Source organism: Nonlabens sp. Asnod3-A02, from assembly GCF_045063755.1.
Taxonomy (GTDB): domain Bacteria; phylum Bacteroidota; class Bacteroidia; order Flavobacteriales; family Flavobacteriaceae; genus Nonlabens; species Nonlabens xylanidelens.
The window spans coordinates 930,985-952,047 of record NZ_JBEFOC010000007.1 but is presented as its reverse complement, the minus strand read 5'-3'; the positions used below and the strand labels follow the sequence as shown (position 1 = coordinate 952,047).

The 21,063-nt window shown below is 33.7% G+C and carries 14 protein-coding genes; 5 read left to right on the top strand and 9 right to left on the bottom strand.

Annotated elements, in window-relative coordinates; all coding sequences use genetic code 11:
* The first annotated feature begins 208 nt into the window (after positions 1–208).
* Positions 209–1,069: a mechanosensitive ion channel family protein gene (locus ACJJVN_RS07680; RefSeq protein WP_104515174.1), complete on the top strand. Its 861-nt coding sequence runs from the start codon at positions 209–211 to the stop codon at positions 1,067–1,069.
* A 63-nt stretch (positions 1,070–1,132) separates the two neighbouring features.
* Here the strand turns inward: ACJJVN_RS07680 and ACJJVN_RS07675 are convergent, their stop codons facing one another.
* Positions 1,133–1,987 carry a polysaccharide lyase family 7 protein gene (locus ACJJVN_RS07675; RefSeq protein WP_405377699.1) on the bottom strand — a complete coding sequence of 285 codons (855 nt, stop codon included), beginning with the start codon at positions 1,985–1,987 and terminating at the stop codon, positions 1,133–1,135.
* A gap of 269 nt (positions 1,988–2,256) precedes the next feature.
* Between ACJJVN_RS07675 and ACJJVN_RS07670 the strand changes: the two genes are divergently transcribed.
* The 3 genes from ACJJVN_RS07670 (at position 2,257) to crcB (ending at position 5,451) form a co-directional block, all read left to right on the top strand.
* Positions 2,257–3,597, top strand: coding sequence for a M28 family peptidase (locus ACJJVN_RS07670; RefSeq protein WP_405377698.1), 1,341 nt, complete (start codon positions 2,257–2,259; stop codon positions 3,595–3,597).
* Between the two features lie 453 nt (positions 3,598–4,050).
* Positions 4,051–5,073: an SRPBCC family protein gene (locus tag ACJJVN_RS07665; RefSeq protein ID WP_405377697.1), complete on the top strand. Its 1,023-nt coding sequence runs from the start codon at positions 4,051–4,053 to the stop codon at positions 5,071–5,073.
* The gene (gene crcB, locus ACJJVN_RS07660; protein ID WP_405377696.1) at positions 5,074–5,451 is read left to right on the top strand and encodes a fluoride efflux transporter CrcB; all 378 of its coding nucleotides are present in this window, start codon (positions 5,074–5,076) and stop codon (positions 5,449–5,451) included.
* Here the strand turns inward: crcB and ACJJVN_RS07655 are convergent, their stop codons facing one another.
* Positions 5,452–5,661, bottom strand: a complete 210-nt coding sequence (locus ACJJVN_RS07655) for a hypothetical protein (protein ID WP_405377695.1) — start codon at positions 5,659–5,661, stop codon at positions 5,452–5,454. It abuts the gene before it with no gap.
* A gap of 55 nt (positions 5,662–5,716) precedes the next feature.
* Between ACJJVN_RS07655 and ACJJVN_RS07650 the strand changes: the two genes are divergently transcribed.
* Positions 5,717–6,493 carry a DJ-1/PfpI family protein gene (locus ACJJVN_RS07650; protein WP_405377694.1) on the top strand — a complete coding sequence of 259 codons (777 nt, stop codon included), beginning with the start codon at positions 5,717–5,719 and terminating at the stop codon, positions 6,491–6,493.
* Positions 6,494–6,542: 49 nt separating this feature from the next.
* Here ACJJVN_RS07650 and ACJJVN_RS07645 read toward each other — a convergent pair whose 3' ends face one another.
* The 7 genes from ACJJVN_RS07645 to ACJJVN_RS07615 all read right to left on the bottom strand — a co-directional run bounded on the left by ACJJVN_RS07645 (position 6,543) and on the right by ACJJVN_RS07615 (position 20,910).
* Positions 6,543–7,622 (bottom strand): endonuclease/exonuclease/phosphatase family protein, encoded by a 1,080-nt coding sequence (locus ACJJVN_RS07645; RefSeq protein WP_405377693.1) that lies wholly within the window; start codon positions 7,620–7,622, stop codon positions 6,543–6,545.
* 75 nt (positions 7,623–7,697) lie between these two features.
* Positions 7,698–8,201: a DUF805 domain-containing protein gene (locus ACJJVN_RS07640; protein WP_405377692.1), complete on the bottom strand. Its 504-nt coding sequence runs from the start codon at positions 8,199–8,201 to the stop codon at positions 7,698–7,700.
* 81 nt (positions 8,202–8,282) lie between these two features.
* Entirely contained in the window at positions 8,283–10,565 is a 2,283-nt protein-coding gene (locus ACJJVN_RS07635) for a BamA/TamA family outer membrane protein (protein WP_405377691.1), read from the bottom strand.
* Positions 10,566–10,575: 10 nt separating this feature from the next.
* Positions 10,576–15,690: a translocation/assembly module TamB domain-containing protein gene (locus tag ACJJVN_RS07630; protein ID WP_405377690.1), complete on the bottom strand. Its 5,115-nt coding sequence runs from the start codon at positions 15,688–15,690 to the stop codon at positions 10,576–10,578.
* Positions 15,691–15,799: 109 nt separating this feature from the next.
* Complete coding sequence (locus ACJJVN_RS07625) at positions 15,800–16,552, bottom strand: hypothetical protein (protein ID WP_405368990.1); 753 nt, start codon at positions 16,550–16,552, stop codon at positions 15,800–15,802.
* Positions 16,553–16,899: 347 nt separating this feature from the next.
* Positions 16,900–17,814 (bottom strand): DUF3078 domain-containing protein, encoded by a 915-nt coding sequence (locus ACJJVN_RS07620; protein ID WP_405377689.1) that lies wholly within the window; start codon positions 17,812–17,814, stop codon positions 16,900–16,902.
* Between the two features lie 219 nt (positions 17,815–18,033).
* Complete coding sequence (locus ACJJVN_RS07615) at positions 18,034–20,910, bottom strand: T9SS type A sorting domain-containing protein (protein WP_405377688.1); 2,877 nt, start codon at positions 20,908–20,910, stop codon at positions 18,034–18,036.
* Positions 20,911–21,063: the final 153 nt, after the last annotated feature.

Here is a 21,063-nt window from a genome sequence, read left to right as displayed (position 1 = left end):
GTAAACTCCTTGAATAATTATTAAAACCGCTCTTATGGAGCGGTTTTTTTGTATCTAATATTTTAACAATTTAGATTAACAGCAGAAAGTCTGTTAAAATGTGTTTTTAACCGATAAAACGTAGTTCTTAAAAAAACAGATCATCCTTTTTTAATTCCCATTTTTTACTAGTTAATTTTGAGTTCAACAAACAAAAACATTAGTAAAAATGATTCAAGAACCTGTAGTACAAGCAGACAATTTAGACCTAAATATAAGTCCTGACGGATTTAGCTTAGAAAACATTACTGGTTATGCCCTAGAATATGGTATACCACTTTTAAAAGCTATTTTAATTTACATAATTGGTGCATTTATCATTAAAAAGCTAGTAAAAGTTACTAGTAAATTAATGGATAAAAGAGATTATGACGTTACCTTAAAGAAATTCTTAACCAGTTTACTTAAATGGGTTTTAACCATACTTCTTATAGTAACAGTAGCAGGTACATTAGGAATTGAGACAGCTAGTTTTGCTGCTATTCTTGCCGCAGCTGGTCTTGCAATAGGACTTGCTTTACAAGGTTCTCTATCTAACTTTGCTGGTGGTGTTCTTATCTTAATTTTTAAACCTTATAAAATAGGTGATCTAGTAGAGGCACAAGGAGAATTAGGTGTTGTGAAAGAGATCGACATATTAGTTACTAAATTAATAACCCCTGCAAACAAACTTGCTCTTATACCTAATGGCCCTATGGCAAACGGTAACATCATAAATTATACTGCCGAAGGTAAAATGAGAGTAGATACAACTGTAGGAATAGGATATGGTGAAGACATGAAACAAGCTAAAGATGCTTTACTTGCTATGTTAGAATCTAATCCTAAAGTACTTAAAGATCCGGCACCATCTGTAAACGTTAGTGAACTTGCAGAAAGTTCTGTTAATCTAGCTGTAAGACCTTACTGTGCACCAGAAGACTATTGGGATGTTTATTTCTGGACTATAGAAAATACAAAACTTGTACTAGATAGAGAGAAAATTGAAATTCCTTATCCTCACGCAGTGGAGATACACAAAGAGGCTTAATATCCTTTCTTATCATTACTAGAATAGCTTATGCACTAAGTGCATAAGCTATTTTTGTTTTCATTAATATGAATACTTTAAACTGTAGTAACTAACTCGTGGCGCTTTACCAGCTACTTGTAAATAAGCTCCTGTTTTAAAGTAAAAATCTCCATCTTTTTCTAACCACTTGTTATCTACCGTATAAATTTTAGTCTTTGACTTTCCGGTATTGATATTCTTCACATAAACGCTAATTTGATTACCAGATTCTAAAATTTCTAGTTTACAATAGAGCTCATGCCCATCTCTAAAACCAACTAAATAATCATTTGTTGATTCTCCTTCATATTTAATGTACGTATCGGTAAGTACTGCTCTCAATTCATTTTCACCTGTGTATTCTACTCTAAATAGAGGCCTTCCTACACCTTGAGCATCATTATGTATTTGTGCTAAGGTTACTCCTTTTCTATCATTAGAATTAGGTAGATTTTCAAATTTTGCTTGAAACCTCAAGATACTTTGATCATTAAGCTTCAAGTTTTTGAGCTGTCTAAACTCTACGCGATCATTCTTATCGTCAGTTGCTTGTAAAACCATGGCGTCACCACAAACTTTAAAAATAGTATCATCACAAAAAGTATCTAATTTTTTAAACTCTTCCCTACTCTTTCCACCGTTCTTATATTGTTGCAATTTTGAGTCTGTTAGCACTGTTTTAAATTGGTCTAGATGTATTGGTTTTTTTTCGTCACAAGAAAAACACTCCTTTATATCCTCATGAAGTGGTAATATAAATGGCGATTCTGCATCTTTTACATTAGTACTGTCTATAGATTTACTTGCCCCACCACATGAAACTAGTAGACCAGTTAAAACTACACCTGATATCAAAAATATCTTATTATAATTTTTGTTTTTTATTCTTTGAATCATCGATTTATTTTAAAATTATATTTTGCTGTAAAATTACAGTATCTGTGATTTATTTCTATTAAATTTTTTATAGGCATTATAAAGACTTTAAAAAGTGTGTGATTTCTCTAAATAATCTGGTGTAGTAAATTAAGAACATGTACTTTTTTAAGGTTCTAGAGGTATATAAATTCCGCTTTCGCGAAAGCGTGCTTATAAATTATCCTTTTAACAATTTCATAGAACATCATAAATTCATAGCTCTTATCTTAGTAGCTAAATTTTTAAACATGAAAAACCTATTAATACTATCTCTACTCTGTAGTTACTTATCTATTGCACAAGTACCTACAGACCATCAAATGGACTTATACACTATCATTGATGAAGTAAGTGCAGATAGAATCGAGAACGACGTGCGTACACTAGCCGATTTTGGAACGAGAAATACATTTTCTGATACGGTTTCTAACACGAGAGGAATAGGCGCAGCAAGGAGATGGATCAAGGCACAATTTGATCAAATATCAAAAGAATGTGGTGACTGTCTAGAGGTGTTCTATCAAAAAGATTTCGTTTCTACTGATATGGGTAGTCGCATACCTAAAGATGCTTGGGTAGTAAATGTGGTTGCTATTCAAAGAGGTACCTCTAGTCCTAATGATATGGTGATGATGAGTGGTGACATAGATTCTCGCGCTAGTGATACTATGGACTTTACAACAGATGCGCCAGGTGCAAACGATAATGCTAGTGGTATGGCAGGTACTATAGAAGCTGCGCGAGTTTTGAGCAAACGCAAGTTTAAGAACAGTATCGTTTATGTAGGTTTAAGTGGTGAGGAACAAGGCCTTTTTGGAGGAAAAGGACTGGCTGAATACGCTAAAAAGAAAAAATGGAATGTCATAGGGTTTTTAAATAACGATATGATAGGAAATATAGAAGGTGTAGATGGCGTAATCAACAACAGGGAATTTAGAATTTTTTCTGAACCTACAGATCCTACTGAGACAGAACGACAGCGTAATGGTCGCAGATTTTATGGTGGTGAAGTAGATGGAATTTCTAGACAACTAGCTCGATACATACATAAATCAGTAAAGACTTACATGCCAGAAATGAAGCCTATGATGGTTTATAGACTGGACCGTTTTGGGAGAGGTGGTCATCACAGACCTTTTGCAGATCTAGGTTTTCCTGGAATACGAATTATGGAAGCACATGAAAATTACACCCAACAACACCAAGACATAAGAACAGAAAACGGTATAGCATATGGTGATGTCGTAGAGCATGTTAATTTCCCTTATGCTAGAAAATTAACTGCTGTAAATGCTATTAACCTAGCTCAACTGGCATGGGCTCCTAGCAGACCTCAAAATGTTAAAATAGGTGGTATAGTAGAAGCTCATGTGAAATTTAAATGGGACAAAGTAAAAGATGCCGTAGGATATAAAATTTACTGGAGAGATACTACTAGTCCTACCTGGGATAACTCGCGATATGTAGGTGATGTAAACGCATATACTTTAAAAGGAATAGTAATCGACAACTCCTTTTTTGGTATAGCTGCAATAGGAAAAGATGGTATAGAGAGTATGGTCAGTTTTCCTAGTGGTACTTTTAGATAATTAGATGCTACATGTAAAATAAAAACTATTTAACATGTAGTAATTACTCTACAACATGTCTATTAAAGAATATGAAAAATAGGCTTCTTCCCACATAATTAACCATCGTTAAATAAAACTGCTGTTTCACTCTGTTTTTTTAACAAAAAATACCCATTAATGGGTATTTTTTAAAGGTTTAATTAGACTTAATTTTACTCATGTGTTATAGACTAACCAACCAAATAACACAAAGAATTTTAGGGGGAAGAAAGCTCATTAATAATGACTTTCTCTAAAACTGCCAGATCTAATCTGGCAGTTTTTATTTGCACCTATTTTAAAATATTTCTTATTTTCATTTAATTGTAGACTATTTATTTCGTGCATGATATGCGATACCTAGTCTAGTATATCTTTTCTAACTAAGATCTTTTTCAATAATCGTATCTTTGATATATAATTAGACCCTAAATGAAAGCTTTCAAGTACATTTTTATACTAATATTAATCGTCATCATAGGAGGTGCTATCTATTTTTCATTAAAAGATGGAAAATATGATATAACAGAATCTCGTATTATCGCAGCACCACCATCCCTTATCTATGATCAACTAGCAGATTTTAAAGAATGGGATAACTGGAATCCATGGTTAGAAGATGAAGAAACAACCTCTACAATGGGTACACAAACTAAAGGTGTAGATGGTAATTATTCTTTTACAGATCCTTATGGTAATGGTAAAATGACTATAACAGGAATAGAGCCTAATAAATATGTGGCTATGAATATGTTCTATGATAATGGTATGACAAGTTCTAACAGTGATGTAATCATGGATCTAGAACGCGTCGAAAATGGTACTAAAGTAACATGGAATATTAAGGGTGAACAAGGTCTATTAGATAAAGTAATGACTACCGTATTAGGCTTTAATATGGAAGATGAAATTAAACCTAAGTATACTGCAGGTTTAGAAAATCTAGACGACTATGTGAATAACCAAATGTCTGTACACCAAGTTCATGTAGACGGTATTATTGAAACTGGAGGTGGTTACTTTTTATACATGTCATCTAGTACAAAGAGAGAAAAATTGCAAATTGTAAAATCTCAAATGCTTCAAAACATTATGTCTTACATGAATCGCAATCATATCGATATGTACGGCATGCCACGTGTGGTATATGAAAAGATAGATCCTACTAATAATAGTGTTTTATTCTCTGCAGCACTTCCTGTTGAAAATAGAGAGATTACTGCTACTAACAGTAATATCCTATCTAGTTACCAAGAACCTGGAAAAGCAGTGAAAATCACTCTTAATGGTGCGTATAGCAACCTCGCTGAGGCATGGAGAAAAGGTGAAGAATTTATATCTCAAAACGGACTGGTAAAAGCAATAGCGTCTCCTTATGAAATATATAAAACAGACCCTATGCTCACTCCTAACCCAGCAGATTATCGTACTGAAATTTATATACCTATAGAATAAATGAAGGCGTTTTTATTTGTTTTTATAGGCGGTGGACTAGGAAGTAGCTTAAGGTTTTATTTTTCCTTAATAGAGAACAGTAATACACTAAAATGGATTCCTACCATAGGTGTCAATATATTAGGTTGCTTACTGCTAGGTGGTTTTTTAGCAGCATTTCATAGAGAGCAATTATCCCATCAGTGGTATGTATTGTTAGGTGTAGGTTTTTGTGGTGGACTTACCACGTTTTCTACATTTAGTGCTGAGTTGTTTTTACTACTCAAAAACGGCTCTTATGCATCTGCAATATGGTATTTGATACTAAGTATAAGTTTAGGAATAATAGCTGCTGGTGCTAGTTATAAATTAACCGAGGCATTTTTATTAAAATCTTAATTAAGAAGCACTTACTTTTTTATTTTTTGTCTTTACTCTCAAAGCACGATTACCAGCAAATAATAATTTACCTAGTAGCATAATGATCAATACATCTGCAGAGATGAGAAATACAATTCTTAAAAATGTAGTTAATGGTGTAGTTAGATAAAAACCTGCCATTCCAGAAATAAGTGTTATTATACTAACAATTAAAATAATCCTATTCATGAGTTTTAGTTTGGTTTCCCAAAAATCGTCCAGAAGTATTATCTCTACAGTTAATATGAAATCAATTGTTTATAATTTAACTAACAATGCCAATTTACTCTTAACAGTATTCTTAGTCATCGGCTTAATTTCTTGTAATAAAACTAGCAAATTAGAAAAATCTATAACTAAAGAAGAAGTATCCACACCTCAACTTAAACAAAATGCATACAATGTGGGTTTTCTAATAATGGACGGTACTTTTAACACAGAACTTACAGCGCCATTTGATATATTTCAACACACTAAATACCGTGAAGGCATAAAACCTATGAATGTCTTTTTGGTAGCGCAAACTATGGATGCGGTCACAACATTTGAAGGAATAAGAATATTACCTGACTATACATTTGATAACGCGCCTAATATAGATATACTGGTAGTTCCCAGTGCAGAGCATCATCTAGATACAGATCTAGAAAACAACACAATGATCAACTTTGTAAAACAAGTAAGTGAAAATGCCATGTATATCACGTCCCATTGTGATGGTGCATTTGTACTAGCACAAGCAGGAATCTTAGACGATAAAGTAAGTACAACCTTCCCGTCAGATATCGATCAAATGAAAGATCTTTTCCCTCAGTTAGATATAAGAAAAAATATATGGTTTGTACATGATCAAAATGTAATTACCAGCGCTGGCGGTGCGAGATCTTTTGAGGCTGCCATGTATCTATGCGATGTACTTTATGGATCTGAAATTACTCAATCTCTTGCTGGTGGACTAGTTCTAGATTATGAACTGGATAAATACCCTCACTTAATAATTGAATCTGAAAAAACAGAATAGGTTATTCTTATCTATTTCACATTCTGTACTTAAATTTTTAGAATAGACCTCAAATATCTAACAGAGATTGTAAATCAGTAGTTTTCAATTGCTTTTTTGCTTGTTTCCAGTCATCTTCATCTGGTTCAATCGGTTTTTGTTGATCTGCAAGCTCTGGCTCATAGGTTAAAACTGCCCAAGACGGAAAGTGGTCACTGTCAAAATCTGCACCAGTACCTGCTTTCTTTAATCTAAATTCTGGTGAGATAAGTATGTGATCTAGTGGCCACCTCATCAATGGATACTGTGCGTGGTAGGTGCTATAAAACCCTCTTCCTATTCTCAAATCTAATAATTTGCCTACTGTTTTAGTTAGTTGGGTGCTATGAGACCAGGCCACATCATTAAAATCACCTAGAACTATTACCGGTATTTTAGACTTATTACTTGCGATAGCAGTAAGCATTAACTCCTTATCACGGTCTGTACTTAAAGGATTGTGCTGCGGCATGGGTGGTGTAGGATGTATCGCATATAATTGAAATAAATTTTCATTCTTCATCCTGACCTTAGCATCAATAGAAGGTATTTCTGGATCTACTTGAAATTTAATTCTCGTGTCTGATAATTCTAACTTAGAATACACTAGCATACCATAAGTATTCTCCTGTGGTTGCTCCACTTTAAAAGGATATGAATCGCCTATTCTATTTTTTATAGCATCACTCCACCTATCATTAGTCTCTGTAAAAACAATTAAATCTGGTTCTTTAGATTCTATTTCTTTAAATAGTTCTTCTGTGTTTTTATTTTCTTGCAACACATTTGCCGTATAAATACTAATGTAATTATCCTCAGAAATAGCAGAAGAGCTGTCTTCCACTTCTACCGGATATAACGGTGTGTAATCAACTATTTTAAAAAATTGAAAGGCAAAACAACCTAATAAGACTGTTATGTATGCATAATCATTAATCCATTTAGGCTTAAATGTAAAGAAATAAAGTAGAATTGCTAATAAAGTAAAAGCGGTAAGTTGAAGATGTGGAAAATCAAAAACTCTTATCCACCAGTAGTCTGCAGCTATAAGAGGCAGTAAACTTAAAAGTGCTGCGACTAGTCCTAACACTTGAAATACTTTTCTCCACATAATATTTTTAAAACAAATATAATATCAGATTGAAAGTAACTCTTTATGTTTTAGAAAGATTTAAAAGTTTTTAAGTTAAAAACCGTCATTATATTGATTTTTAGGAGCGTTAAAATTATCACTTCCTAATCCTTTAGGATTAACACCCCATTGATTAGCTCCATACTTGCTGTCTTCCGTTAAGAAAATAAGTATTATTATACTTGCCACAGGAACAAACGCTAATAGAAAACTCCATCCAGATCTACCAGTATCATGTAATCTTCTAACTGTAACTGCTACACTAGGTACAATGGTTGCCAGCACATAAAGAATATAAATGATCAATAAAACAACACGCATTTCTTTATCAGATCCTAATAACATAAATACGAAAAAGAAGAAAAACAAAACTATGAAGTTGAACAATCTAAAATACCAATATTCTGACCTGCGGGCTCTACCTGTAAAGTTTGCATAGTTTTTAAAACACTTGCCTATCATCTCAAACATTCCTGCATCATTAGTTGCAGCCGGCTGGTACTCTTCTCTACCTCTTCTTTGACGGTAAGTGTTATTATTGTTATCGAGATTATCCATTATTCTATCTATTTAAAAAAAGGTACAATATAGTATTTTTAAATATTCCGCTTTCGCGAAAGCGGACACAGCAAAAAACTTTTAGAACGGATAACCTATGGCAAAGTTGAACACAGGATTTTCTACATCAAAATTCCAACGTTCATTTTCTGGAAGAGATGGATCGTGCCATGGAGCAGCTAGGTCAAAACGTATCACAAATCCTTGAACATCTACACGCATTCCTACACCTGCACCTATACCTAGTTCGTTCACAAAATTACTGCTGAATTGCCCACCATCTAAACCGTTTCCTGCGGTAGACCATACATTTCCTGCATCCACAAAAAGAGCTCCTTTAACATAGCCGTAAATAGGAAAACGATACTCTACATTTGCCTCTAGACGCACGTTACCAGATTGATCAAAAAACGAGATGTCTTCATCATTTTCTGGAGTGTAGGTTCCAGGTCCCAAAGATCGAGTTCTAAAAGCGCGCACACTATACGCTCCACCAGAAAAATACTGTTTACTAAATGGCAAGACATCGCTGTTACCAAAAGGTAATCCATAACCGGCAAAGAATCGTGTAGCTATTCTAGATTCTTCATTTAACAGATAATGAAATCTAAAGTCCACATCGGCCTTTGCGTATTGCGCATATTCTAATCCTAAGAATTCTTTTTTACCCAAGTCATTTTCTTGAGCTAATAAACTAATGCTATTACCAGCAACATCTACCGTACTGTTAACATAGAACAAGGCTCTCTTGCGCTGACTCAACATACCGTTATAAGTAAACGAATAGGTTAATCCAGAAATAAATTGTTGATCAAAACTACTTTGTAAAAATGCATTATCGTCTAGTATAGCTTGAAATTCTTCAGATATATTAGTAGGTCTCACATAGTTAATCGACACCGGATTTAACTCGTGCGTTACATATTTATTTGCTTGCCACACATAACCAAAACTACCAGAAAAAGTTAGTAAACTGTACAACTGGCTGCGATTTAAGATCGATGTATTAAGACTGGTTTTAGTTTTAGGAATGGCATACTCAAAGTAATCACTATCTACCTTAAAAGGAGCTAACACACGTGGGAAAATTAAGTCTGCACCTAGACCGAATTCTGTACTAGTTAGACCACCACTACTGTTACCAGCTACTTGCACTTCATAAGTTCCTGTAGCTTTAATATTCAGAGTTTCTCCACCTTTAAATAAATTACGATTAGAAAAAGTAAGTCCTAATGTAGGACCAGAGAAATCATTTGATTTAGTTACCGCTTGCAATTCGGCACGGATGGCTCTTTTGTTTAAAGGAGATAGAAAGATGTTTGCTTCTAGATAATTGAGACTATCTGTTTGTTCTCCATCTATTTCTGTATATTCTATATTGACAAATTTATAAGCACCTATGGAACCTAAGCGCCTGCTAGTAGCCTTAGATTTTTCTGGGTTATACAAATCACCTTTCTCTAAAAGTATAAAAGGGTCTAATCGATCTGGTCTGAAGAAATCTGATTCTTGGATAAAGTCTTTATTTGCATAACGTACTGTGTCTACCTTAATCGTGTCGCTAGTAGTAACGTTATAAGGAAAAACATTTACTGATTTTATTTGATACGGTTTTATGGCCTTTGTAGGTACATCTTGTTTCAATTTTAAAAACAGATCAAATTTTCTATTTTTATATTGATTAGTGTCTGCCTGAAATATTAAAAAACCAGAATTGAAATTATAATACCCTTTATCCTTTAAATTTGAATCTATACGTTCCCTTTCCAGCTTTAAAGCAGATAAATCAAAACGAGAATCTACTTTTATAGGAGTATTTTTTATCTGATCTTCTAAAACGGCATAAAATGGAATAGAGTCACGATCTACCTGATAGGTTTTCATGCGGTATGGATTAGGCAAAGTAACGTTGTACGATACGTTACCTTCCTTTGCATCTTCATCCTTTAGGGTTTTAGACGATATATTACTAAAGAAAAAACCCCTGTTTTCTAATCTATTGCGCAATAAATCTCTAGTCGCTTCTTCTTCTACATCACTTAAATAAACAGGCTTCTCTCCTATTTTCTTATTTAAAAATCTTGCAATAAATCCCGCACTATCTTTATTCACTTTATAGTAATAATGCAACCCTGGACGCATTCCTAGAAACTTTGAATTAGGTTGTGGAGAAAGTGTTGCTTCTAGCTCTAATTTAAGAGCAGCTACATTCTTAACATCAGTCAGGGAATCTAATTTTATATCAAGTGAAGAGCCAGTAAATAACAATTCATCTTCTGGCACGTATTTCTTTACCGCACATGAAGACGCTATAAGAACAATACTTATAACTAAAATGGTTTTTATGTAATTATTTAAATTCAAGTGCTTTGATTTAGTTTTTATTTTCTTCTGTTGTTTTACTCTCGCTGTCCTCTTTCTTCTTTAATTCTTCCTCTTCTTCTTTTCTAGCTTTTTGATTTTCGGTTAGAGCTGTCTTTGCAAATAGGTTTTTAAATTCATTAAATTCTTTGGTAAAAATTAATGAAATTCCACTTACTACTAGCTGTCCATCTACCACATTATCATATTGATTGCGACGGAAACCTTTTAATCTCCACTGACCAGCTTGTGTCAATAAATATTCTAGACTTACATTACCTATTACAGGCGCTTCTTCTCCATCTTGCGCACTACCTTGAATATCTACTTCACTACCTACACTTACAATTAATCTATCATCTAATAATTTTTTACTTGCCGTTACATCTAATTGTGTTCTTTCCTGTCCACTACCGCTAGCATAGTCTGTATAACTATCTAACCCAAAGTTGAAATCTATACCTGTCTTACCTAATAACTGCCCACCATACTGATTTAATTGATCGCTCAAAGCCTGGTTTAAGTTATCTCTAGCAATAGTTGCCGTTCCTCCATTACTACCATCGGTACCACTAGTAGGGAAGAATTTATTAAGAACAAGAAGAGAAAATACTTGCTTATTTAATTCCTGATCTTGAGTATTAACTTGTTGTAACCTACTGTACACTTCTCCTCCCAAAGCACCTTGTTCATCTTCTGGTAAATCGAGTTTAAAACTAATTTCAGGTTTGAGCAGCTCGCCATCAATATTCAAATACACTACAAAAGGCAATCTCTGACGGTATTTTTCTTGCGTTGCTAGATCTGCACCACTGGTCTGACTAGCCATTATCGCACTTGCACTAGTCTCTACTTTATAAATAGCACTTACATCTAGAATGGCATCAAATGGATCACCAGACCAGGTAACGCTACCACCTTTTGCTAGATCAAAACGTCTAGAAACAATGTCGTAAAGATTAAATTGATAAAAACCTTCAGAAATCTCATACCTTCCTGCAAGTGTCATTCTCCCATTAGGCGTCATTCTATATTTAAAATCTCCATCTCCAGAAATTTGAAGTTGATCTCCTGTATCTGGATCTATTATTACCGTGACCTTTGCGTCACTGCGTACTTTAAAATTTGCAGTAATATCAAACCCTGTTAACGTCGCAGACTCTTCTTCTGTTTGTGTAAGAATAGCATCCGGATTCATCTTATTTACAAATTGCACAATACCATCACGCTCTACCACATCTAACTCTGTCGCTGGTAAAACATAAGTTACATCAGTTACATTCTTTACCGTTACATCTAGATCTATTACAGGAACGTCTGTATTACCAGTTATTTTTGCACTTGCATCAAAGGTAGCCTTACCATAATACAGGTCATTATCCTTTTCAGTACTATTAAGCGCTGTAAAATTAACTGCCTTTAAGTCTAAATCTAGAGTCGGTTGTAATAGGTTTTCTGTTCCTATAGTTCCATCTATGGTAAATGGATTACCATTTGCATCTGTAATAGATAGGTTGTTCATATAAACACCTGCATTATCTATTTTAATTTCTTCATTTTTAAAAGTGAAACTAGTGTCTAGCATAGAAACACTAGCCGTTGCATTATTAAACTTTAAAACCCCATCATACTCAGGATCTACGGTTGTCCCTGCTACTTTAAACGTTCCATTTATAGAACCACTACCATCTTTAAGAAATCCATCAGAAATACCAGCCAGTGTACTCATCGCAACTTTATTTATATCTAGATCTAAGTTTAATTTTGCAGCAACTTCATTTGCCTCATAATCTCCATCCAGCACTATATCAACATCTTCACCCTTTACACTCATATTCATATCGTACTTAGATGCGTCTAGTGATTTTGCATCTAACTTTAATATTCCTAATGGTGTTTCCATAGCATGAAAATCCTCTATCTGTAAATCTGCAATGAAACCTGTTGCTCCATAAATATCATCTAGGACAAATTCTCCATTCACCTTTCCTGTAGCTAGTTTTTCATCAGAATTTAAGAAACTAAGCAATCCTTGTAATCTAAAATTATTGATCAACATCGCCACATGTTCATTTGTTGTATTTGGTCTATCAGACCTTAATTCTATACTTTGATCTCCGTTAGTCAACTTAAAATCATTAAATAAAACCTTACTTTCTCCTACCGCTATTTCATTATTTGACGGTATGGTCCAGGGTTGCTTGTTAAGAATAAGATCATCTACAGAAAGGTTAAAAATGAGATTCTCTAGACCGTTTTGATCTCGCTTTCGCGAAAGCGTGCTAGCAAAATGCATCAACTTCTCCTCATCATCATAAGATGTAAAGTCTAGGTTTAACGTGTTACCTGCTACTATACCAGTCATCGCAGTACGTTTAATATTAACTGGACCTGATGCTATTTTCTTAAAACCTAATTGAAATTTAAGATTTTGAGCATCTGACGCTGATGATATTACTAGGCTGTCTACCTCACTATCTACATATTTTAAATAAGCCACTTTTACGTCACTATTTAATCTACGTTCTTTTTCATCAAAATCTACAGCTATATTTATGGTATCTAGCGCTTGCAACCCTGGTAAGATGACATCTCTTAAAATAGGTGCTGGACTTATATTTCCTTTAATCTTCATAACCACAGGTTGTGCAGTATCTATTGCTGTACTAGTAGTTAGATATCTATTAATATGACGTTCTAAGGCAACCGTTAGGTTTTGTGGATCTACATTAGACCTTAACTGAAGATCTAACATCTTGTTATGAATATCTACCGATGTAGAATCTGGTTGTACAAATGCTGCGACATCTACATTACCTAATAAATACGACTGATTATCAAAAACAGCAATACCATCTCCTATGGTAGAATTCACTTTATAGTTTACTCCATCACCTTCATAAGAAACACCTATGTTACCAGCTGCTTTCACATTTTGAGAAGTAATACCAAAGGCTCTTAAATCTACACCTACAACATTTATTTGTGCATTTGCTTTGGTTATATCGGTATCGAGAGTAGCGTCTGCAGTTAGAGATATATTGATATTATCATCTCTATACTCGGTGCTTACATCTCCTTTTCCATTCTTCATCTTTCCTTCTATAGGAATGTTTTTTAATGGATAATCATTATAAGAAAAGTTTAGAATCTCACCTTTTAAAACTGCATCCAGCGTACTGATGTCATTACCGCTACCACTTGTTTTTAATTCTAGACTTAAATTACCTAGCTCTTCCATAGCTAGCATTTTATTAAGATTAAGTGTGTCTAATTTTACACCTGCATTAAACTCTATATTCTTATCATTCTTAAAAGAACCATCTAGTGCGACAGCTCCATAACTAGTAGCTAGATTCACCTTAGTTTTTACATCTGTAATCGTCCCAGAAGCACTTGCGTTAAGTCTCGCATTTTCTGGTAGTGTGATTCCTAGTTCATCTTCTTTTATAAAATTGAGAATTGTAGCTCTGGTCGTTACCGCATTAATAGAATCTATATTAAAAGACAGTTGATCTACATCTGTCACGTTTTGTAACCTACCACTCGCATTTATGGATGTATCGGCTCCCCAGTTTACTATAAAACTGTCTAAATTTAAATTTCTTGTACTACCACTGGTTATCAATTTACCATTCAATGGTTTTTGAGCTAGTTTACTTACATACTCGTTTTGTGCTAATTCTGGCACAAACGCATAAACATCACTTAGATCAAAATTGTATTGCGGTACATTAATCTGGACATTTAAAGATTCTGGATTATTTATCAACGCATCTAAATTTGGGTAACCTAAATTTAAATCAGCTGATAAAGAACTTTTATTTACAAAAGCATATAAACTGTTCACATTTAATTTCTCATCTGTGATACTAATAGAACCTTTCAAATCATTTACACTTAAACCAGAAATCTCTTTTAATTTTAATTCAGTAATGATTACCGCTGCTTTATGATCTCCTAAATTAAAATCACTTAGACCTACTGTAATATCTTGTAAAGAAATAGCATCTGGATTAAGCTCATTTCCAGAAGGTAGAGCGCCATTTACTGTATATAAAAAGTTATTGTTTTTAAAGTCTAACTTTTTTAAAGCAACTTTCATGTCAGGCCATTCAAAAGTAGTAGGTTCGTTAGGCTCTACTGGCGCTGTAGTATTTGCAGCCACATCACTCATATGCACCGCTACACTACTATTTTCTAAATTAAAATAAGAAACCAGTATATCACTACTCTCTACATTTGCCTTAGGTATAGAGGTTTCCATAATACCGAAGTCGGTACGTAGAACAATACCATCTGGTTCAGAATTATAATTCATCACCACATTATCCAGTCTTATCTTACCTGCTTTGAGTAATGGCAATGGAGAATCGTCTGCACTATCGGTTATGGCTTCGGCTAGGTTGGTATCTTTAGTGGGGTCTGTATCTTGTTCCGCTTTCGCGAAAGCGGTAACCACATCTTTTTCATAGTTAACAACAGCATTTTTGAGAGTCAAAGTCTCTATATCTACTATCATTTTATCTAGATCTAAGGTATTCATCTCTAGAAACAGCTCGTCAAAATTTGCACTAGCGTCCATTTCATCAACCTGATCCTTATAAATAATATCAAAATTAGTGAGATTAACGGTCCCTATTTTAATATCTAAAGGTTCACTAGTAGCCGTGGTATCTGGTGTAGTTGCAAATGCATCTATTAAAAATTCATAATTAAAACCACTAACAGAATCTACTCTTTTAACTCGAGCGGTAAGTCCATGCCACTCTACGTCATCTATTTCAAAAACTGAACCTTTGATGAGCGGCAGTAATGCAATATTTGCTTCAAGACTCTTAGAATATACCAGCGTATCATTTTTAACATCGCCTAGATAAAGACCTTCTACCCTAATATCTCCGTCAAATGTTATGAAAGCACCATCAAGTTGCACATCTGTACCAGTTTTACCTTTTACATAAGAAACCGCCTGATCTATAATTATACTTTGTCCCCATGGACTGCGTATAAATAGTAGCAACAAAATAAGAACTATTAAAACACCTAACATAGTGCGCGCAATCCTGCGCAGCCACCTATATTTCTTCCCTTTTTGAGGTGTTTTTTTGTCTTCTTTTTCTGCCAATTTTATATGTAGGAATTTGTTTACCCAACCGGATTGCAAGTTGATAAAATACCAACGTATTAACAGAATTATCTACGATAAAGTTGTGTTAAGAATAAAAAACTGATTTTTAGTCTATTTTTTCGATATTGAAGCTCGTTTGATTCTTAAGAATAGTAATACTCAAACTTTGTGGTGCCATATCACTTTTTGAAATACCTAATCCATAATATTGATAAGCATCTAGATTCATTAATTTTGAGAAGGAAACTGTATTTACTGTTCTGTTTAATGGGGCTTTGATCTTAGCATCATTAATCGCATTATTATTTTTAAATAAATAGAACTCTATTTCACTTGCCCCATTGTCATTATTCTTACGATAAGTAATAGTAAAAGTTACTCTATATAAACCTGCTACTTCTGGCCTTAGTGAAAAATTATTACCATCATTCACACGCACGTTAGACGTTGCTAGTCCAGCAGAGTTAGTATTTATACTTGTAAAAGTATACTGTTGTAAATTGCTATTCCAGTCGTTATTAATAGTTAATTGCCCATAAGCTTTAGTATCTACAGTGCCTGGCGCACTGACTTCATTGACTCCTAATTTGATCCAGCTATTGTTCCAAAAGTAAAAACCTGAGTCTGTACCGTTATTTGCCGCATCTGTATTCCATACTACAAGTCCCGTAGCAGGATTATTAACCGGTTGTGCTTCTGACAGGTTTTTTAAATCCATACGTGGAAATAAAACTCCTTTGTCTTCAGAACTGATATCTAGTATGGCAGACTGGTCTGGATTCTGCACATTTAAACCTACTTGAGCGTTAACAAAACCTAGTGATAAGGCACATAGAATTGCCATTAAATAATTTTTCATTTTTCTTTTCATTATGGAAATAGTAGCCACATAAACGTACCATAACGCCACAACAGATGTGAAAATTTAGTTAAACTCTACAGTAAATGGTACTTTATCGATTAACGGTAAATAGCAGGCTATGACTAGCCTAAGAGCTGAAAAAATGTCTGATTTATTATATTGTCACCTTACCTCATCAACATGACAGGTCTATGACACCTGTGTAGAATTAAACTACTTATTTGATAGATAAATTACTTAATAGAAGAAATTTTAACAGACTTGTTGGACACCATTTTTTCATGAATATAAGTTTTGATGTACCACAAAAAATTAGTTTAAAAAAAATCCCAATCACCTGATAACTATGCGGTTTTTTTAGGACGTTCTCCTAGATCATATTTAAAACCTAACCCTATAACCTGACGTATTTGGAATCCTTTTGTGGTATTATCGTCATAGATAGCCTGAAATTCAAAATTACCACTGATGTACTTATTTACCTTTAAAAATAAATTAAGGTTATAATCTATATCAATATTTTCTGGATCTGCGAGGTAATCACTGTATAGACTCAACACATTTTCCATTTGAATATTCTTTGCTACTTCAAATTTTGTATAACCTCTAAAAGAAGCACCTACTTCCCATCGCGTTGTTCTATTAGCCTCTACACCAAAAAATGGTTCATATGCCTCAACAGCTACAGGGTCATTCATATCTACATCAGTAAAATTTGAAGATACTTTGATTAACCTTGTTGTGGCAGGAGCAATATTGAAATTGAAATTTTTAGACTTTTTCCATAGAAAACCTAATCCTAATTGAAAGTAAGAAGGAGAAAAACTGCCAGAGGTCTCGCGACGTCTTTGAACCGTTCTCGTAAGACCGTCCTCGCCTGTCTCCTCTTCTGTAAAGAATTCATAACCAGAAATAAACTGAGATCTAAAATTAAAAATCGTACTGTAATTCCAGAAACTTTGATTTATTTGATTACCTAGAATACTATTTAACTCTAATCGATCAGTAGTCTTACGTATATATCGCTGATCTTTAACTTGAGAAAGACCGAAATCAGTAATCAATTTAGTATCCCATGAAAGCTTTTTACGCTTATACTGTATGTCATAACTGATTCCTAGGTTACCTGAAACATTAGTAACCCCACCACCTTGCCAGTCTGCATTAAACGCACTTTGATTAAATATAAAACTAACTCTACCCCACGACATCCAGTTAGGTTGTTTTACAGGAGGAATACTGTCCTGCGCAACAGTCATACTGGTAATTAAACAAAATAAAATGGAGAAAAAATAGGACTTCAAACTAGTAAATTATGCGTTTGAAACAAATATATTAAACCCAAAATAGAGACTATAACCTTATCAAAACTTTAAGTTTTCTTTAAGTTTTGTGTTGTTATCGCTTTCGCGAAAGCGGAACAAAAAAAGCCTCTTCTATCAAGAAAAGGCTTTTTATTTTTTTGATACATGAGAAATTTACTCCACAAGTAACTTCTCTATTTTCTGGCCTGCGTTGCTTTTTATAGTTACAAAGTAAATACCTGAAGACAACTCTCCTATTTCTAGACGTTGCTCGTTTGCTGCGCCTGTAAATTGTGTTGCGGTGATCATTCTACCATTCATATCGGTTATGCTGATGCTTTCTATGGCATTGTTTGCAGTCGCGTTAATAAAGTTGTTTGCAGGATTAGGATAAATGGTGATACTGTTATCTGTAGCTTCTCCTACGCTTGCTGTACTCATGATACTTACTGTCTCTGTATTGGTTACAATTGGAGCATTAAAATCAAAGAAGATATCAGCAGTATTATCAAAAGTATCTCCTGCAACAAGAGTATTTAAAGTTTTAATTTTAAACAATACATAACCATCGTTAGTCGCATCGTTAAAATCTAGATTGATGTCTTCGTGAATAAACTCAACCACATTGTTATCTCGTACACGAGTATAATAATCGTGACTACCACCTAGCGGAATCAAAGTAGTAATATCGAATTGAGCCAAATCAATTTCATCTTTCACCACGATATTTACCGCACTAGCCGTACCTGTATTCTCAAAACGAATCATATAATGAACATATTCACCAACATCGCTAGGGTCCATAGTTTTACCTTCTAGACAGGTTTTATCATTAGGATCATAAGAATTCACAACCGTTTGATCAAAAACCATTGTGTTATCTGCAGGCATGGCGTCTGTTCCAGTTCCAATAACTACTCCAGTGAAAGTGAGAACATCTCCATCATTTAGCGGATTTGTTATTTGTGTAGGTGTATTCAAGGTCATGGTAAATTCATACTCTTCCATCTGGAAAGGCTGTAAATTACTCACAGACCAACTCAACTGATTAGTTGCAGGAGTTGCTGCCGTAGGCGTTGAAGAAAGTAAATTCATGAAATCTTCTTCAAAATCTAATGTCACTGTTCCACTTGTTGTAACGTTTCCTTTGTTTTTAACTACCACTTTATAGTCTGTATCAAATCCTGGTCTTGCTTGTTCAAGTGGTACAACTATTACTTCTAGATCTTCTATGGAACCATTTGCCGTGACACAAAAATCTTGTGTAAATGGACTGGTTTGTGCTGGGAAATCTACAATTACGTTTGGTGGTGAGAAATTCCAGTAGGTTGGATTTTCTGGATTTGGGGTGATGGTGTGTTGACCGTCGAGAACAGATAATGAGTAAAAGCCATCTGTATTTGATGAAAATAAACCAGAATTTAATGCGTCACTAACTGTATAAACTAAATTTGAAAAAATAGGATCACTGGTAGTACAACCATTATTATTTAAATCTATAGTTGAAAAACCACTTACCTCATGACTTATTCCACCTGTTGTAAATGAACAATAAGAGTTAATTTCTAAATTAGGAAACGTAAAATCAAGAATATTCATATTTTCGATCTCATCATCATCTACACATAAGTATCTGAATTGAGCTGGAGAAGGATGGTTTGTAACTTTAATCCCTGTATTAGTGTGATTATAGTTAGGTGACCCATTTTTTAGATTCAAAATTTCTAATGGAACATTACTAGCTGTCAATGAACTAAAAAGTGGATTATTACTAAAATCTAGCTCAGTTAGTAAGCTATTACTACAACCTAAACTTCGAAAATTTGGCGAATTAGAAACATCAAGAGAAGTAATCGGTACTTGGTAAACAGTTAATGATTCCAAGCCTACTAAATTTGAAGAATCAAAGTTGGTCAAAGGGTTCCAAGTTAAATTAACCGAAATAATATTGGAATTAGATCCGTTGAGTTGAGTTAGATTATTACCAGATAAGTCTAGATTTCTCAGAGCTGTAAATCCTGATATATCAAATGAAGAGATTCCATTATGGAGATAACCTAATTGATTTAATGTACTAAAACTACTGTTGAAGTTTGATAAAGGAATATTAATATCTTGTAATATTAAATTGGTCAAATTGGTAAATGATGGCGTTATCAAATTTGAGATTGACCCATCTCTAATTTGAATGTTTTCTAGACCAGCATTGTTAGATAAATCTAAATTATTGGTGTTAAAATTAGTTAGTTGTAAATAGTTTAATTGTGCATTGTTGGAAACATCAAGATTACTGAGAGTCATGTCCGTGAACGAAATCCTCTCTAGTGTGAGATTTGAACTCAAATCTAAATTATTTATTGGAACGTTATTTAAAGAAATAAATTCTAGAACACTAAAAGAATTAGTGTTCAATTGGTTGAGATTAGATGCATCTCTAACACTTAGGTTTTCAAGATTGACACTTGTCAAATTCAAAGACGAGTTAGGATAACCTCTTACATTAAAATTTTTCAAGGCTGGCAAACCTGAAATATTATAACTCGCTATATTATCATGAGAAACAGCAAGTGATATTAACATGTTTAAATTAATTAAATCTAAAGAATTGATGTTGGGACAATTGGTTCCTGTACAATTCATGGAAAAGTATTGCAAACTATTATGATTTGCTATATTAATCTGAGAAATTAAATTATCGTTTAATTCTAATTTTTGGAGACTAGAAGGAAGAATACTTGCATTGATATATGTTACTGAAGTATCTTCCATTTCCAATTCAGTAAGATTAGAGAAAAATTCTATCCCTGATAAATCATCTATAGACATTCCAGTTAAATACATTTTACCGACATTTTGAGCTTCAGATATTTGAATACTTGAATCATTATTAATGTCTATACTCCCCAAGCCATTTCCATTCAAATTTCTCATGCAATAGCAATTCAATAAATAATTTTCAAGATCTGGATCGGTAAATGAGATATCCTGTGCTGAAGTAAATTGCATACTTACAAGCATTAATAAAATTGATAATAAAGTAAAGTTTTTCATTTTGGGCGGTTTTGGATTTCCCTAAATTACTTTACTTTTCGAATCATAAAATTTTCTTAAACTTCTTTAACACGCATTTAACTACTTAGTTATCATTTGAGAACGAATGAATAAAATCTTAAATTTATTTGGTAATAGAAACCTATTCAAATT

Excerpts from the sequence above, each read along its gene's own strand:
- ACJJVN_RS07620 (WP_405377689.1), bottom strand. The coding sequence starts at position 17,814 with ATGACTGTTGCGCAGGACAGTATTCCTCCTGTAAAACAACCTAACTGG.
- ACJJVN_RS07640 (WP_405377692.1), bottom strand. The coding sequence starts at position 8,201 with ATGGATAATCTCGATAACAATAATAACACTTACCGTCAAAGAAGAGGT.
- ACJJVN_RS07625 (WP_405368990.1), bottom strand. The coding sequence starts at position 16,552 with ATGAAAAATTATTTAATGGCAATTCTATGTGCCTTATCACTAGGTTTT.
- ACJJVN_RS07670 (WP_405377698.1), top strand. The coding sequence starts at position 2,257 with ATGAAAAACCTATTAATACTATCTCTACTCTGTAGTTACTTATCTATT.
- ACJJVN_RS07680 (WP_104515174.1), top strand. The coding sequence starts at position 209 with ATGATTCAAGAACCTGTAGTACAAGCAGACAATTTAGACCTAAATATA.
- ACJJVN_RS07615 (WP_405377688.1), bottom strand. The coding sequence starts at position 20,910 with ATGAAAAACTTTACTTTATTATCAATTTTATTAATGCTTGTAAGTATG.
- crcB (WP_405377696.1), top strand. The coding sequence starts at position 5,074 with ATGAAGGCGTTTTTATTTGTTTTTATAGGCGGTGGACTAGGAAGTAGC.
- ACJJVN_RS07675 (WP_405377699.1), bottom strand. The coding sequence starts at position 1,987 with ATGATTCAAAGAATAAAAAACAAAAATTATAATAAGATATTTTTGATA.
- ACJJVN_RS07645 (WP_405377693.1), bottom strand. The coding sequence starts at position 7,622 with ATGTGGAGAAAAGTATTTCAAGTGTTAGGACTAGTCGCAGCACTTTTA.
- ACJJVN_RS07650 (WP_405377694.1), top strand. The coding sequence starts at position 5,717 with ATGAAATCAATTGTTTATAATTTAACTAACAATGCCAATTTACTCTTA.
- ACJJVN_RS07655 (WP_405377695.1), bottom strand. The coding sequence starts at position 5,661 with ATGAATAGGATTATTTTAATTGTTAGTATAATAACACTTATTTCTGGA.
- ACJJVN_RS07665 (WP_405377697.1), top strand. The coding sequence starts at position 4,051 with ATGAAAGCTTTCAAGTACATTTTTATACTAATATTAATCGTCATCATA.